Origin of the sequence: Polaribacter sp. IC073 (assembly GCF_007997075.1) — a bacterium.
In the GTDB taxonomy this organism is placed as follows: Bacteria; Bacteroidota; Bacteroidia; order Flavobacteriales; family Flavobacteriaceae; genus Polaribacter.
Genome location: NZ_VORS01000002.1, coordinates 374,912 through 389,660, shown reverse-complemented (window position 1 = coordinate 389,660; position 14,749 = coordinate 374,912). Strand labels below are relative to the sequence as shown.

General features: G+C 30.0%; 15 protein-coding genes. 10 read left to right on the top strand and 5 right to left on the bottom strand.

The features are described from left to right. From hisH to hisIE, 5 genes are all read left to right on the top strand, one after another. Nucleotides 1-582 carry an imidazole glycerol phosphate synthase subunit HisH gene (gene hisH, locus ES045_RS04585; protein ID WP_147113095.1) on the top strand — a complete coding sequence of 194 codons (582 nt, stop codon included), beginning with the start codon at nt 1-3 and terminating at the stop codon, nt 580-582. 243 nt (nt 583-825) lie between these two features. Then, nucleotides 826-1,563, top strand: a complete 738-nt coding sequence (gene hisA, locus ES045_RS04580) for a 1-(5-phosphoribosyl)-5-[(5-phosphoribosylamino)methylideneamino]imidazole-4-carboxamide isomerase (RefSeq protein ID WP_147113092.1) — start codon at nt 826-828, stop codon at nt 1,561-1,563. Nucleotides 1,564-1,641: 78 nt separating this feature from the next. Further along, nucleotides 1,642-2,397, top strand: a complete 756-nt coding sequence (hisF, locus tag ES045_RS04575) for an imidazole glycerol phosphate synthase subunit HisF (protein ID WP_147113089.1) — start codon at nt 1,642-1,644, stop codon at nt 2,395-2,397. A 16-nt stretch (nt 2,398-2,413) separates the two neighbouring features. Then, nucleotides 2,414-2,875 carry a GNAT family N-acetyltransferase gene (locus tag ES045_RS04570; protein WP_147113087.1) on the top strand — a complete coding sequence of 154 codons (462 nt, stop codon included), beginning with the start codon at nt 2,414-2,416 and terminating at the stop codon, nt 2,873-2,875. Beyond that, nucleotides 2,875-3,474, top strand: a complete 600-nt coding sequence (hisIE, locus tag ES045_RS04565; protein WP_147113084.1) for a bifunctional phosphoribosyl-AMP cyclohydrolase/phosphoribosyl-ATP diphosphatase HisIE — start codon at nt 2,875-2,877, stop codon at nt 3,472-3,474. Before ES045_RS04570 ends, hisIE begins: the two co-directional genes overlap by 1 nt. A 193-nt stretch (nt 3,475-3,667) precedes the next feature. On the opposite strand, the gene ES045_RS04560 is transcribed toward hisIE, so the two are convergent. Further along, nucleotides 3,668-3,823, bottom strand: coding sequence for a YqaE/Pmp3 family membrane protein (locus tag ES045_RS04560; protein WP_147113081.1), 156 nt, complete (start codon nt 3,821-3,823; stop codon nt 3,668-3,670). A 263-nt stretch (nt 3,824-4,086) separates the two neighbouring features. On the opposite strand from ES045_RS04560, the gene ES045_RS04555 reads away from it, so the two are divergent. Both ES045_RS04555 and ES045_RS04550 read left to right on the top strand, forming a co-directional pair. Continuing rightward, nucleotides 4,087-5,007, top strand: a complete 921-nt coding sequence (locus tag ES045_RS04555) for an EamA family transporter (protein ID WP_147113078.1) — start codon at nt 4,087-4,089, stop codon at nt 5,005-5,007. Between the two features lie 11 nt (nt 5,008-5,018). Next, nucleotides 5,019-6,344: an MFS transporter gene (locus ES045_RS04550; RefSeq protein WP_147113075.1), complete on the top strand. Its 1,326-nt coding sequence runs from the start codon at nt 5,019-5,021 to the stop codon at nt 6,342-6,344. 18 nt (nt 6,345-6,362) lie between these two features. Here the strand turns inward: ES045_RS04550 and ES045_RS04545 are convergent, their stop codons facing one another. After that, nucleotides 6,363-7,244, bottom strand: coding sequence for a geranylgeranylglycerol-phosphate geranylgeranyltransferase (locus ES045_RS04545; protein WP_189663028.1), 882 nt, complete (start codon nt 7,242-7,244; stop codon nt 6,363-6,365). 51 nt (nt 7,245-7,295) lie between these two features. Then, entirely contained in the window at nt 7,296-7,760 is a 465-nt protein-coding gene (gene smpB / locus ES045_RS04540; RefSeq protein ID WP_147113070.1) for an SsrA-binding protein SmpB, read from the bottom strand. Between the two features lie 91 nt (nt 7,761-7,851). Here smpB and ES045_RS04535 point away from each other — a divergent pair, with 91 nt between their 5' ends. Beyond that, entirely contained in the window at nt 7,852-8,598 is a 747-nt protein-coding gene (locus ES045_RS04535) for a DUF6503 family protein (protein WP_147113067.1), read from the top strand. A gap of 275 nt (nt 8,599-8,873) precedes the next feature. On the opposite strand, the gene ES045_RS04530 is transcribed toward ES045_RS04535, so the two are convergent. Beyond that, entirely contained in the window at nt 8,874-9,374 is a 501-nt protein-coding gene (locus tag ES045_RS04530) for a SixA phosphatase family protein (RefSeq protein WP_147113064.1), read from the bottom strand. Between the two features lie 132 nt (nt 9,375-9,506). Next, nucleotides 9,507-12,116 (bottom strand): ATP-dependent chaperone ClpB, encoded by a 2,610-nt coding sequence (gene clpB, locus ES045_RS04525; protein ID WP_147113061.1) that lies wholly within the window; start codon nt 12,114-12,116, stop codon nt 9,507-9,509. Between the two features lie 158 nt (nt 12,117-12,274). Here clpB and ytxJ point away from each other — a divergent pair, with 158 nt between their 5' ends. Together ytxJ and ES045_RS04515 are read left to right on the top strand one after the other, a co-directional pair. Beyond that, entirely contained in the window at nt 12,275-12,676 is a 402-nt protein-coding gene (gene ytxJ / locus ES045_RS04520) for a bacillithiol system redox-active protein YtxJ (protein WP_147113058.1), read from the top strand. A 60-nt stretch (nt 12,677-12,736) separates the two neighbouring features. Continuing rightward, the gene (locus tag ES045_RS04515) at nt 12,737-14,287 is read left to right on the top strand and encodes a DEAD/DEAH box helicase (protein ID WP_147113056.1); all 1,551 of its coding nucleotides are present in this window, start codon (nt 12,737-12,739) and stop codon (nt 14,285-14,287) included. Nucleotides 14,288-14,749: the final 462 nt, after the last annotated feature.

The following is a 14,749-nucleotide window of genomic DNA, read 5'->3' as shown; positions in this document are numbered from 1 at the left end:
ATGAAATTAGTAATTATAGATTACGGAGCGGGTAATATTAAAAGTATTCAGTTTGCTTTTAAACGTTTAGGAGTAAATGCTGTTTTATCAAATAATATTGATGAAATAAAAGCTGCGGATAAAATAATTTTCCCTGGAGTTGGTGAAGCAAGTTCTGCAATGAAAATGCTAAAAGAAAGCGGATTAGACAACGTAATTCCTACTTTAAAACAACCTGTTTTGGGTATTTGTTTAGGAATGCAACTAATGTGTAATTTTTCGGAAGAAGGAAATACAAAAGGATTGGGGATTTTTAATGTAGCTATAAAAAAGTTTTCAAATGCAGTAAAAGTTCCGCAAATGGGTTGGAACGTAATTTATGATTTGAAATCAGATTTATTTACAGGAATCAAAGAAAAAGAATTTATGTATTTGGTACATAGTTTTTACGCGGAAAACTGTAAAGAAGCAATTGCAACAACAGATTATGAAATTGAATATGCATCTGCATTGCAAAAAGATAATTTTTATGGAACTCAGTTTCATCCAGAAAAAAGTGGTTTAGCAGGAGAACAAATATTAAAGAATTTCTTGAAGTTATAGAATAGACCCTTCAGGTTTTTAAACCTGAAGGGTCTGATCAAAAAAAAGTAAAAGAAGAAGAGCAGTTATTAGTTCTTCCTGAATTTATAAATAATAACGGATGTCATTCCGAATGAGGAACGGAGAGGAATCTAGGAATCTCATGATAAGATTTCTCAATCGCCTAAAAAGGCTCATTTCGAAATGACAATAATTAATAAAAAAACCCTGAAACAAGTTCAGGGTTGCTTAACAAGTTAATCAATGAGAATAATACCAGCAATAGATATTATAGACGGAAAATGTGTTCGTTTAACAAAAGGCGATTATAGCACAAAGAAAATTTATAATGAAAATCCGTTAGAAGTTGCCAAAGAATTTGAGGCCGCAGGAATTGAATATTTACATGTGGTAGATTTAGATGGTGCAAAGGCAAGTAAAATTATCAATCATAAAGTATTAGAGCAAATTGCTTCTAAGACTAATTTGAAAATTGATTTTGGTGGTGGTTTAAAGTCTGATAAAGATTTAGAAATTGCCTTCAATTCAGGAGCGAATCAAATTACTGGAGGAAGTATTGCTGTAAAAAATAGCGAAATTTTCGAAAGTTGGATTGCTAAATATGGATCTCATAAAATTATTTTAGGAGCCGATTTTTATCCAGATAATTCAGGAGGAAAGATTGCTACAAATGGTTGGCAAGAAGAAAGTACATTAGAGTTAATTCCTTTTATTGCTGATTATCACCAAAAAGGAATTCAGTATGTAATTTGTACCGATATTTCTAAAGATGGTATGTTACAAGGACCAAGTTTCGAAATTTATCAACAGATTTTATCTGAAGTAAAAAAAGTGAAATTAATTGCTTCTGGCGGAATTTCGACCTTTGATGAATTGCCTAAATTAGCAGAAAATGGTTGTGAAGGTGTTATTATAGGGAAAGCGATTTATGAAAATAAAATTAGCTTAAAACAGTTAGAGAGTTTTATATTAACGAACTAAATGTTATTGCGAGGAACGAAGCAATCTCTTTACTAAGAGCAGATTGCTTCGTTCCTCGCAATGACGAAGACAGAAATAATGTTAACAAAAAGAATAATACCTTGTTTAGATATTAAAAACGGAAGAACTGTAAAAGGTGTTAATTTCGTGAATTTAATTGATGCAGGAGATCCTGTAGTTTTAGCAAAACAATATGCAGATTTAGGTGCTGATGAATTGGTTTTTCTAGATATTTCGGCAACATTAGAAGGTAGAAAAACCATGTTAGAAATGGTTTTAAAGGTTGCAGAACAAGTTAATATTCCGTTTACAGTTGGTGGCGGAATTTCTTCAATTGCAGATGTAGATTTATTGTTAAAATCTGGTGCAGATAAAGTTTCTATAAATTCATCTGCCATAAAAAGACCCAATTTGGTAAATGAATTGGCAGAAAAATTCGGAAATCAATGTGTGGTGGTTGCAATTGATGCGAAACAAATTGATGGAGAATGGATTGTGCATTTAGCAGGCGGAACAATTGCTACAGAGCTCAATTTATTCGATTGGGCAAAAGAAGTAGAGAAACGGGGCGCAGGAGAAATTTTGTTCACTTCTATGAATAATGATGGTACAAAAGCTGGTTTTGCAAATGAAGCTTTAGCTAAATTATCAACAAAATTAAACATACCAATCATTGCTTCTGGTGGTGCAGGAACGGTACAACACTTTATAGATACTTTTAAAATTGGAAAATCTGACGCAGCATTGGCAGCAAGTGTTTTTCACTTTGGTGAAATACCTATTTTAGAGTTAAAAAAAGAATTAAAAGAGAATAACATTCCTGTTCGACTTTAATTTCAAAAAAGTAGGTATGAAAGGGTTGCAAATTAAAAGTTACGAAGATAAATACCATGAACAATTTAAAGAGATTTCTTTAAACTGGTTGCATGCACATAATTTGTATGAAAAAGCAGATGATGATTTATTAGACAACCCTCAAAAGTATTTAGACAAAGGGGGTTACATCTTTTTAGCACATTTAGAAGCTAAAATTATTGGAACAATAAGTTTAATTCCTGTGAATAAAAATACCTTCGAAATATTGAAATTAGGTGTTGTAAATGGATACAAAGGGTTAGGAATAGGAAAGAAATTAATGCAAATTTGTATTGACATTTGTATCGATAAAAATATAGAAATAATTACGTTAGAATCAAGTAGTAAGTTAGAAAGTGCTTTAAAATTATACGAAAAGTTAGGTTTTAAACATGTAGAAGTAGTAGATGCTCATTTTGAATCTGCTGATGTAAAAATGGAGTTAAAATTAAAATAATGACAATAGATTTCAATAAAAATAACGACGGATTAGTACCTGCAATCATTCAAGATGCCACCACAAAAAATGTATTGATGTTGGGGTACATGAATGAAGAAGCATTCAAAAAAACACAAGAAACAAAATTTGTTACGTTCTATTCTAGAACTAAAAAACGTTTGTGGACGAAAGGCGAAGAAAGTGGAAATGTGTTGAATTTAGTTGATATAAAGCTAGATTGTGATAATGATTCTTTACTTATTTCTGTTAATCCGAATGGACCAACGTGCCATAAAGGATCTGATACGTGTTGGAATGAAGAAAATAATTCAAACTTTGGCTTCTTTTCAACTTTAGAAAATGTTATAACAGAAAGAGTTGCCAATAAAGACACTCAAAAATCTTATGTAGCTAGTCTATTTGACAAAGGAATTAATAAAATAGCGCAGAAAGTGGGTGAAGAGGCAGTGGAAACTGTTATTGAAGCAATGGATAATAACGATGAGTTATTTGTATATGAATCTGCCGATTTATTGTTCCATTATTTAATGTTGTTGCAAGCGAAAGGATTCACTTTAAAAGATATTGAAGCAGAGTTGAAAGGAAGACAAAAATAAACTTAATTATTTATAAAATATAAAGTGACCAAATACATCGAATGTTTGGCCACTTTTTTTGTGTTGAAATAAAGTACTTAATATAGAAACTGTTTTGTGTTTATAAATTAATTTGTTATAATTCAATTTTTTAAAATTTATTTTTCTCAAGAAATAAAAATGTAACCTAAAACAGTTTGTGAAATACTATAATTTATTTACCATTTACGTACAATGCGTGAATAACACCTGGCAACCATCCTAAGATTGTAAGTAATACACTCAATAAAAATTGTTTACCGATTCCGTGATTTAAAAAAACGGCTAATGGTGGTAATAATACACTTAGAATAATTGTTAAAATTGACATAATAATTTGTTTTTATAGATTGTTATCCTGCAAAAATAGTTACGGAATTAAAAAATATTTAATTTATTTGAATCAATCTTTAACGCATTTCAAATATAAGAATCTACCTTTTATCAATTTATAATGTACAAAAGTTAAACTTTAGCGCTTCTTTATTGGTACAATTTGTTACTTATTATTCCTGTTATTTATTCATTTATAAGGAAAAAATAAAGCAATTAAAATTATTTTATAATCTATCTTTGATTATAAATTTAAACATCTTGAAAAATTCAAAAATACTCATAGTTATAGCATTTTTTACAATCTATATTGTTTGGGGTTCAACTTATTTGTTCAATAAAATTGCAGTTACCGCGTTACCTGCATTTTTTATGGCTTCCATACGGTTTTCTGTAGCTGGTATTTTAATTATGATTATTGCAAAAATCATGAAACTAAACCTTAGAATCACTAAGAAACAACTTCTCAATTGCTTTATTTCTGGTGTTTTATTTTTGGTGTATGGAAACGGTGTTTTTGTTTGGGCTTTAAACTATTTAGATAGTGGTTTTGCGGCTTTGTTAGCTTCTACTCAGCCATTATTTGTTTTAATTCTATTGCGATTAATAGACAGAAAGCCAATGCAAAAACAATCTATAATTGGTGTTTCATTAGGTCTTATGGGTATGTATTTATTAGTTAGCCAACAATCTATTACCACATCAGAAGGTAGTTTGCTGGGTATTTTTATGATTTTCACTTGCGTGTTAAGTTGGGCTTATGGAGGTGTTTTTGTCTCTAAAGCAGATTTACCTAAAAACTTCTTTGTCACTACCGGTTATCAAATGTTATTTGCAGGTACTGTATTATTATTGATGAGTTTCAGTTTTAATGAAACCATGATATCTCCTTTAGAATGGTCTCAGCAAGTACAATTTTCTATGGTGATGTTAGTTGTATTTGGAAGCATTATTGCCTTTACAGCTTTTAACTATTTGTTAAAACTAGTTTCAACAGAGAAAGTAGCAACTTCTTCTTATGTAAATCCAATAGTTGCAATGTTTTTGGGTTGGTATTTTCTAGATGAAGTGTTAACTACACAATCTATTATTGCATCTGGGATATTGTTATCTGGAGTTTATTTTATTACTTCTCGTAAAAGAATCGCAAAAGTTTCTGCGGAAGAACCTATTAAACCCTAAAGAATTTCGAAATGAAAAATCCAAATTCTTTTTCTCTTATAAATCCTAAAAAGTGGCCATTTTTCTACGGATATGTAGTTCTTATTTTTGGAAGTATCGGTGTTTTATTTAGTATTCCTGGTCAAACAGTTGGTGTTTCTGTTTTTACAGATCCCGTTAAAGATGCACTCGGTTTAACTAGAAATCAATTTAGCAATGCATATTTAATAGGTACTTTGTTAAGTGCTTTTTTTGTTACAAAAGCCGGAAGATTATTTGATAAATTTGGTGCAAGATTTGTTGCTTTTTTTGCAGCATTTTTTTTAGCGGTTGCGTTAATTGTCTTTTCATTTGCAGAAGGAATTAGTGATACCATTAAACTTTTTTTTAATACAACATCTTGGTTCGTTCCTTTTTTTTTGCTTAGTTCCCTGTTTTTCTTAGTTCGTTTTTGCGGACAAGGAGTGCTAACTATGTCTTCTAGAAATATGGTAATGATGTGGTTTGATAAGAATCGAGGAAAAGTAAATTCTATAAGCAGTATTGCCGTTTCGTTAGGTTTTTCTAGTTCGCCAATATTATTTAATTATTTAATTGATAAAAATGGATGGGAAGTAAGTTGGCAGATTTTAGCAATATGTTTATTTATTTTCAGTATTTTAATACTTCAGTTTTATAGAAATAAACCAGAAGATTTTGGTTTAATTCCTGATGGTTTTGTTTCAAAAAAGAAATATCAGAAAAAAACAATAAAAAATACTGAAGTTAACTTCACTTTAGAAGAAGCAAAAAAAACAAGAGCTTTTTGGGTCTTTGGCTTAGCACTTGCCTTTAATAGTTTTTTTAGTACAGGTTTTACTTTTCATGTAATTTCAATCTTTAAAACGCAGGGTTATGATAAAACAGCTGCAATTGCAGTCTTTTTACCAATTTCTATAATTGCAATTTCCGTTTCTACAGTTGCTAACATTCTAAGCGATTATATTCAACATAAAATATACCTTTATATCATGTTATTTGGCGGATTTCTAGCCTCTGTAGGAGTTTTAATTTTAGATAATACGATAGGTATTTATCTTTTAATTCTTGGTTTAGGAATTTACAGTGGCCTTTTTGCTGTTGTAAATGCCGTTACCTGGCCACGTTATTTCGGGCGGAACTTTCTAGGCGCTATCACCGGTAAAATAATGAGCTTTTTAGTAATTGCAAGTGCTATTGCGCCAAGTTTGTTTAGTTATTGTTACACTAATTTTGGTACTTATAGTTACGTAGGGTATTTGTTACTTTCTTTTATTCTTTTCTTGGGGATTGCTGCCATTAAGGTAAAAAACCCTCAGCACAACATAAAGAAGCTTTAGCTTGATAAAGCTACAGTTCTAAAGTTTAAAAAGTAACATTGATAAAACTCCGAAAAGCATAATTATTTTCATCAAACTACTCAATTTAGAAAAATCTTTTTTACTTTCTGCTAACCACAAAGAATGCATAAAATAGAGTAGTGGTAGTAGCATAAAAATGCCTCCGTAAACTAAAAGTAAAGGCTCATTCTTCAAGGTTTGAAAAATTACTAATAAGAACAGTAATAAAATACATGAGAAGAAAAAAGCGACTTTAGAAGCTCTTTTTCTACCAAATAAAATAGGAAGTGTTTTTGCTTTTATTTTTAAATCTCCATTAATATCTTCAATATCTTTAATAATTTCTCTAATTAATGTTGTAAGAAATGCGAAAAATGAATAAAGAATTACAGCACCCCAAACGGGCAAAAATAATGTTAAATTTTCTACTTTATCATGGGTTAAATTCCAAAATTTAAGGTATTTAAAATCAAAAAGGTAAACGATATAAATAACAAGTCCAATAAATATTGAAACCGTAAAATTACCAATTATTGGAATTTTTTTTAAATACTTTGAATAAAAGAAAAGCCCAAGGCTTGTAAAAATAAATACAGAACTTAAGTAAGTAAAAACATTATAAATTGAAATATAAACACCTAAAGTAAATCCTAAAAAAGTTACTATAAAATAAACTTTCCAAGCACTTTTTTTAGAAACCTTTTTATCAATAAACACTTTATCAGGTTTATTTATTTTATCAGCTTCAATATCAAAAATATCATTGATTATATAACCGCCAGCAGTAATTAATAAGACACTTAAAGTTAAAATTGAGAATTCAAAATTAGTTAAAAAACTATTTGTTATGAAGGAATGAACCAACGCATACTTTGTTAAAACCATTGTTAATAAAACCATTAGAAGGTTTTTGTAACGAATTAGTTTTAAATAAAAAAGCATAAACTAAATTTATGAATTAAAACTCTTTTTAATTCGAGCCAAATCACGTTTATTGTCTCTGTCTTTTATAACTTCTCGTTTATCATGCGTTTGTTTTCCTTTAGCTAAAGCAATTTCTAATTTGGCAAAACCTCTATCATTAATAAACAAACGTAAAGGAACAATTGTATTTCCTTTCGCTTCAACATCTTTTTTTAAACTACGTAATTCTCGTTTATGCATCAATAACCTACGTTCACTTTTAGGTTTGTGATTAAAGTGATGGCCAAACATATATTCTTGAATGTACATGTTTACAATAAACAATTCTCCGCGCTCGTTAAACTCACAGAAACTCTCTGTAATTCTAGCCTGACTTAATCGAATCGATTTAATTTCTGTACCTGTTAACTGAATTCCAGCCACATATTTGTCTAGAATTTCAAATTCGAAACGTGCCTTTTTATTTTTTATGTTGATGTTTTTTTGAACCATCAATATTTTGTTTTAATTTTAACAAAGATACATTTTTACACTCGGGAAAGAAACGTAATTTTGAAATCTATTTAAGATCAAACAAAAATAAATGAAATATTTATCCCTCTTTTTACTAGCATTTTTATTTTCTTGTAAAACCTCTGAAACAAAGTTGACTGCACAACAAGTTATCGATAAAACAATTGTGTATTCTGGGGCAGATAAAGTAGCAAATTCAGAAATTAGTTTTAATTTTAGAGACAAAGAATACGTTGCGCTTAGAGAAACGAATGGAAAATTTGTTTTAATTAGAAATCAAATAACAGAAGAAGGTGAAATAATATCAGACATCGTTCGTAATAATGGCTTTACTAGAGAAGTAAATGCAGAAGAATTTCCTATTCCAGATTTAATGGCAAGTAAATACTCAAATTCTGTAAATTCTGTACATTATTTTTCTGTTTTGCCTCATGGTTTAAATGACAAAGCAGTCAATAAAAAGTTACTAAAAGCGGCTACTATAAAAGGAAAGGATTATTACAAAGTTGAAGTTACCTTTTCTGAAAATGGAGGAGGAGAAGACTTTGAAGACATTTTTATTTACTGGATCGGAAAAGAAGATTTTTTAATAGATTATTTAGCGTATTCTTACCATACAAATGGTGGTGGAAAACGTTTTAGAGTTCTAAAAGAACAATGTATTATAAACGGAATTCGTTTTGTAGACTATCATAATTACAAGTCTTTAAAGAAAACAGTTTCTTTAAATAATATTGATAAAGCATTTGAAAACAATGAGCTTAAAAAAGTATCAGAAATTGTTTTAAAAGATATTGAGGTAAAGATTTTACAATAATTTTGTCATTCCTTCGAAGGCAGGAACCCATAATTAAATCTTTGACAAGATCAAGAAACATTAGGATATTTTTTTTTGAAGCTATTTCCTGCTTTTCACTACATCTTTTTTTTTCTATTCTGAAATTTTCATCTATATAAAATGAAGTAATTTCATTATAAACAGATTGCTTCGTCATTCTTCCTCGCAGTGACGCTTATAGAAAAGATAAAAAAAGGATGTCGTTTCAATCAGGGCTAAACTTGCTTGCTAACTTCACTAATTTTTAGAAGATCTTATTCACCTATTTTCTCAATGCTACTCATTTTTTTATCACCAGCAATAGTTACAATGTATAAACTAGCATTGTCGTTATCACTTATATCTTCGTACTTTTTTTCTCCTAAAATTTTATTAGCAAAAGCCGGTGTTGTATTACTATGTCCAACAACTAAAACAGTTTTACCTATAGTTGCTTGTTTAAAAATAGCATCATTCATTTCTTTAGGATCATAACTAATAATCTTTAAGTTTTTACTTTCTGAAGTAGGTTTTGCTGTCTGTTGTGTTCTGTTATAATGAGTAGAATATACCGCGTCCAAATCGATTTCATCAAAATACTTGGCCCACTTTTCTGCTCTTTTCAATCCATTTACATTTAAATCAGGATTATTATTTGTTGTATCTGTTCTGTCTTTTTCTGCATGACGAATTAAATAATAAGTTGTGGTTTCATCTGAAGTACAAGAACTTAAAAAACTAAAAATAAAGACAAATACTAAAATAAATTTTTTCATAATGAGGTATTTATACAACGAATATACACAAAAAAAGAAAAATTATTAAAAAAACGTCATTGTGAGAAAGAATAACAAAGCAATCTACTTAATAAAAAGAGATTGCTTCGTTCCTCACAATGACGCTATTATTTATGAATTCTCTTCTAAATCAGACTGATTTCTAAAAACTAATTTATCATCAAAAGCATCTATTAAAATAATACTATCCGTTGTTATTTTACCAGATAAAATTTCTTTAGAAAGTTCATTTAAAACTTCTTTCTGAATCACTCTTTTTACAGGTCTTGCACCAAATTCTGGCTGATATCCTTTTTTAGCTAAATAAGTAATTGCCTCATCTGTTGCATCTAAAGTAATTTCTTGTTTACCAATCATTTTCTTTAAAAGATCTATCTGCAACTTTACTATTTTAAAAATATCACTTTCTTTTAATGGTGTAAACATAATTACATCATCAATTCGGTTTAAAAACTCGGGTCTAACAGATTGTTTTAATAAGGCCAAAACTTCAATTTTTGCCAATTCTGTAACCGCATCTAAATCTGCTTTCGGATCTCTAAACTTCTCTTGAATAATATGACTTCCCATATTAGAGGTCATAATTATAATCGTATTTTTAAAATCTGCAACACGTCCTTTATTATCCGTTAATCTGCCTTCATCTAAAACTTGTAACAATACATTAAACGTATCTGGATGCGCTTTTTCAATTTCATCTAAAAGCACTACAGAATAAGGTCTTCTTCTAACAGCTTCTGTTAATTGCCCACCTTCATCATACCCAACATATCCTGGAGGCGCTCCAACCAATCTACTTACAGCATGTTTTTCTTGATATTCACTCATATCAATTCTAGTCATGGCATTTTCATCATCAAATAAATACTCTGCCAGTGCTTTTGCCAATTCTGTTTTTCCTACTCCCGTAGTTCCTAAAAACAAGAAGCTTCCTATTGGTTTATTCGGATTTTGCAAACCTGCTCTAGAACGTCTTACAGCGTCTGAAACAGCAACAATTGCTTCTTGTTGGCCAACAACCCGTTTGTGTAATTGGTCTTCTAATTTTAGCAATTTTTCACGCTCAGACTGAATCATTTTTGTCACCGGAACTCCCGTCCATTTTGCAACCACTTCTGCAATATCGTCATAGGTTACTTCTTCTTTGATCAAAGAGGTTTCAGACTGATTTTCTTTTAAATCTTTTTGCAAAGCTTCTAAATTATCTTGCGCTTCCTTAATTTTTCCATATCTAATCTCAGCAACCTTACCATAATCACCATCTCTTTCTGCTCTTTCTGCTTCAGTTTTAAAATCTTCTATAGCAGCTTTTGCATTCTGAATATTATCTACAACTTCCTTTTCAGATTTCCATTTGGCATTCATTTCATTACGTTCTTCTTTTAGGTTTGCTAAATCAGATCGTAAAGATTTCAACTTCGTTTCGTCTTTTTCTCGTTTAATCGCTTCAATTTCAATCTCTAACTGCATCACTTTTCTATCTAAAACATCTAGCTCTTCTGGTTTAGAATTGATTTCCATACGCAGTTTCGCCATCGCCTCATCCATCAAATCAATTGCCTTGTCTGGTAAAAAACGATTGGTAATATAGCGTTGAGATAATTCTACAGCACCAATAATAGCTTCATCTTTAATACGAACTTTATGGTGTGTTTCATACTTATCTTTAATTCCTCTTAAAATAGAAATGGCACTTTCTGTATCTGGTTCATTCACTTGCACTTTTTGAAAACGTCTCTCTAAAGCTTTGTCTTTTTCAAAATATTTTTGATACTCATCTAAAGTGGTCGCTCCAATTGCACGTAATTCTCCACGAGCCAAAGCAGGTTTTAAAATATTTGCAGCATCCATTGCGCCATTTCCTCCACCGGCACCAACTAGTGTGTGAATTTCATCAATAAAAAGTACAATGTCTCCGTCTGAAGTTGTTACTTCTTTGATAACCGCTTTTAAACGTTCTTCAAATTCTCCTTTGTATTTTGCTCCCGCAATTAATGCGCCCATATCTAAAGAGAAAATTAATTTGTCTTTTAGATTCTCTGGTACATCTCCATCTACAATTCTATGCGCCAAACCTTCTGCAATGGCAGTTTTTCCTGTTCCTGGTTCTCCTACTAAAATTGGATTATTTTTGGTTCTTCGAGATAAAATCTGAAGCAACCTTCTAATTTCTTCATCTCTACCAATTACCGGATCTAATTTGCCTTCTTCTGCTAATTTATTTAGGTTTTTAGCATATTTATTTAGTGAATTATATGTTTCTTCCTGACTTTGAGAAGTTACTCTTTCTCCTTTTCTTAATTCTTCTATGGCAGCTAATAAATGTTTTTCTGTAACACCTTGGTCTTTTAAAACCTGTGAAATATTACTCTTCGATTTAAAAATTGCCAAAATTAAATGTTCTATCGAAACATAATCATCTTTCATTTTTTTGGCAATAACAGCTGCTTCTGTTAACGTTTTATTTGCTTCTCTAGAAAGCATTAATTCTGCACCAGTAACTTTAGGTAAACTCTCTAATTGTTTGTCTAAAATCTGATTTACAACTTCTGTATTAATGTTTAACTTCTTCAATAAAAAAGGCAACACATTTTCATCTACCTGCGTTAATGCTTTAAAAATATGCTCATTTTCTATTTGATTATGACCAAAACCTTGCGCAATCTGCTGCGCCAATTGTATGGTTTCTTGCGATTTTGTGGTATAATTATTAAAATTCATTTTCGTTTTTTTTATTTTCTTTTAATATAACAAATTTAGTACCAACTAGAAAGAAATGGTTTAATAAGTCATTTTGTCTCTAAAAGTATTGTTGTTACTGACTTTTTGACTGCTAAAAGTTTCTTATATTTGTATCAATAAAGAATAAAAAACAAAAAATGGGTATATTTAACAACATGTTTGGTAATAAAACTGAGAACGAATCGAAAACTGAAAAAAAGTCATTTTTAAACTGGCTTCCATTAACCTCTTTAGAGCAGTTAGAAACAATAAAGGAGAAATCTAATACAGAAGCAATACTAATTTTTAAACATTCTACAAGATGTGGTATTAGTAGCATGGTTATCAAACAGTTTGAGAAGTTATTTACAGAAGAACATCAAAATTTAAAGGTTTATTATTTAGACTTACTAAATTATAGAAATGTTTCTGATGAAGTTGGTGCTAAATTTCATGTAATGCATCAATCTCCGCAACTAATTGTAGTTAGAAATGGTGTTTCTGTACATGATGCTGCCCATAATGACATCACTCAAACGAACTTATCGAGATTTATATAGTTTTAATTTGGGAATAACCTATTTTAAGTCTTACTTTTGTAGCTTAAAATTTTTAAACTTTTGGCAGAAACAAACACTTCACAAGTAAAGGTAGGTAAAGAATTATACGGATATCAGAAAGATGCACTTCAAGAGATTTTTAATCGTTTTGGAACTGCACCTAAAGATTATCACTTATTGTATCAATTACCAACAGGAGGTGGAAAAACAGTTATCTTCTCTGAGATTGTAAGACGTTATATAGAAACTTTTAAAAAGAAAGTTTTAGTATTAACGCACAGAATTGAGCTTAGTAAGCAAACGTCTAGAATGTTAGACGAATTTGGTGTGAATAATAAAATCATCAACAGTACTGCTCAATTAGACGATCAAGATGACTACAATTGTTTTGTTGCTATGGTAGAAACCTTGAAAAACAGGTTAACAGATGAAAAATTAGATATTTCAGATATCGGTTTGGTTATTGTAGATGAAGCGCATTACAATTCTTTTACCAAAATTTTTAAATTTTTTGATGATGCTTTTATTTTAGGAGTAACAGCAACTCCTTTAAGTTCTAACATTAAGTTACCAATGTTTGAGAACTATCAAGAACTTTTTGTAGGAGAACCAATTCATCATTTAATAGAAAGCGGTTACTTAGCGCAAGCAAACATGTACTCTTACAATGTTGGGTTAACTTCTTTAGAAGTTGGTGCAAATGGAGATTATACAGTAAAATCTTCTGAAGATTTGTATATGAATACAGACATGCTTTCTAAACTAGTAAGTGCGTATGAAGAAACTGCAAAAGGTAAAAAAACACTAATTTTTAATAACGGTATTAATACGTCTATACAAGTATTTCACGCGTTTAAAAAAGCAGGATATCCTATTGCACATTTAGACAATACCAATACTAAAAAAGAGCGTGAACTTATTTTAAAGTGGTTTCATAAAACACCAAATGCAATTATTAGTTCTGTAAGTATTTTAACTACTGGTTTTGATGAACCTAGTATTGAAGCTATTATTTTGAACAGAGCAACAAAATCGCTTACTTTATATTATCAAATGATTGGGCGTGGTTCTCGTATTTTTGGTGATAAAAAGACCTTTGAGGTAATTGATCTAGGAAACAATTTTCATAGATTTGGTCCTTGGGGAGCAGATTTAGATTGGCAAAAAATGTTTAGAGCGCCAGATTATTATTTAGATGCCATTCTTTCTGATGAAGAAATAGAAAGCACCTTTAGATATGAGCTTCCGGCAGATATTAAAAAAGAATTTGAAAAATCTACAGACACGTATTTCGATATGAAAAAAGTGTATATAGATACAATTAAAACAGGGGAGTCTTCTAAAAGAGTTTTAGAGAAATCTATAATTCATCATGCAAAAATGTGTATTGAAAACAGCGAAGATGTTTTTGATGCTTTAATTTTAGCTAAAATGATTGGTGAAGAAATTGATGATAGAATTAATAGATACGCAAAATGTATTTCTAAAAGTACACACAATTTTGTAACTTGGTTAAAAGACGATTATCGAAAGAAACTGAACGCTTACTTAAGATCTAATTTTGATGAAGATTTTGAAGAAATTCATGGTCATCCACCAATTGAAGAATAAAAAATAATAAAAAAGCTCTGAATTTTCAGAGCTTTTTTATTTTACAGTTGTACCATTTATTCCTTTGATACAAGTTTGTTTTAGAGAGGATTATATGTCTAATTATAGACGGTTTTATGCTTATTCCTTAAATATTTTATCGCAAAACGAGCTAAGACCACTGTTTAAAAGAAAAAAATAATTCAAAAATAATATACATTTTTTTTTGACTTTTGTTTTTTATATTCAAAAATAATATACATTTGCTTAACTTATTTAAGTAAAATGTTTAATTTTTCTTATTTCGGATGTAGCTTTCAATCGGAGACTGATCGTTACATAGCATTTTGGAAATGCAACGAAAAAATTAAGGTATCTCCATTTTCAATGCTTCCAGAATTGCAGCTCTTCTCAAAGTTGCATGTTGTTTACTTGCAAATATTACAGTGATAAACCCCCTTTATTTAAAGGTTGCTATTTCTA

Excerpts from the sequence above, each read along its gene's own strand:
- hisH (WP_147113095.1), top strand. The coding sequence starts at position 1 with ATGAAATTAGTAATTATAGATTACGGAGCGGGTAATATTAAAAGTATT.
- hisA (WP_147113092.1), top strand. The coding sequence starts at position 826 with ATGAGAATAATACCAGCAATAGATATTATAGACGGAAAATGTGTTCGT.
- hisF (WP_147113089.1), top strand. The coding sequence starts at position 1,642 with ATGTTAACAAAAAGAATAATACCTTGTTTAGATATTAAAAACGGAAGA.
- ES045_RS04570 (WP_147113087.1), top strand. The coding sequence starts at position 2,414 with ATGAAAGGGTTGCAAATTAAAAGTTACGAAGATAAATACCATGAACAA.
- hisIE (WP_147113084.1), top strand. The coding sequence starts at position 2,875 with ATGACAATAGATTTCAATAAAAATAACGACGGATTAGTACCTGCAATC.
- ES045_RS04560 (WP_147113081.1), bottom strand. The coding sequence starts at position 3,823 with ATGTCAATTTTAACAATTATTCTAAGTGTATTATTACCACCATTAGCC.
- ES045_RS04550 (WP_147113075.1), top strand. The coding sequence starts at position 5,019 with ATGAAAAATCCAAATTCTTTTTCTCTTATAAATCCTAAAAAGTGGCCA.
- ES045_RS04545 (WP_189663028.1), bottom strand. The coding sequence starts at position 7,244 with ATGGTTTTATTAACAATGGTTTTAACAAAGTATGCGTTGGTTCATTCC.
- smpB (WP_147113070.1), bottom strand. The coding sequence starts at position 7,760 with ATGGTTCAAAAAAACATCAACATAAAAAATAAAAAGGCACGTTTCGAA.
- ES045_RS04535 (WP_147113067.1), top strand. The coding sequence starts at position 7,852 with ATGAAATATTTATCCCTCTTTTTACTAGCATTTTTATTTTCTTGTAAA.
- ES045_RS04530 (WP_147113064.1), bottom strand. The coding sequence starts at position 9,374 with ATGAAAAAATTTATTTTAGTATTTGTCTTTATTTTTAGTTTTTTAAGT.
- clpB (WP_147113061.1), bottom strand. The coding sequence starts at position 12,116 with ATGAATTTTAATAATTATACCACAAAATCGCAAGAAACCATACAATTG.
- ytxJ (WP_147113058.1), top strand. The coding sequence starts at position 12,275 with ATGGGTATATTTAACAACATGTTTGGTAATAAAACTGAGAACGAATCG.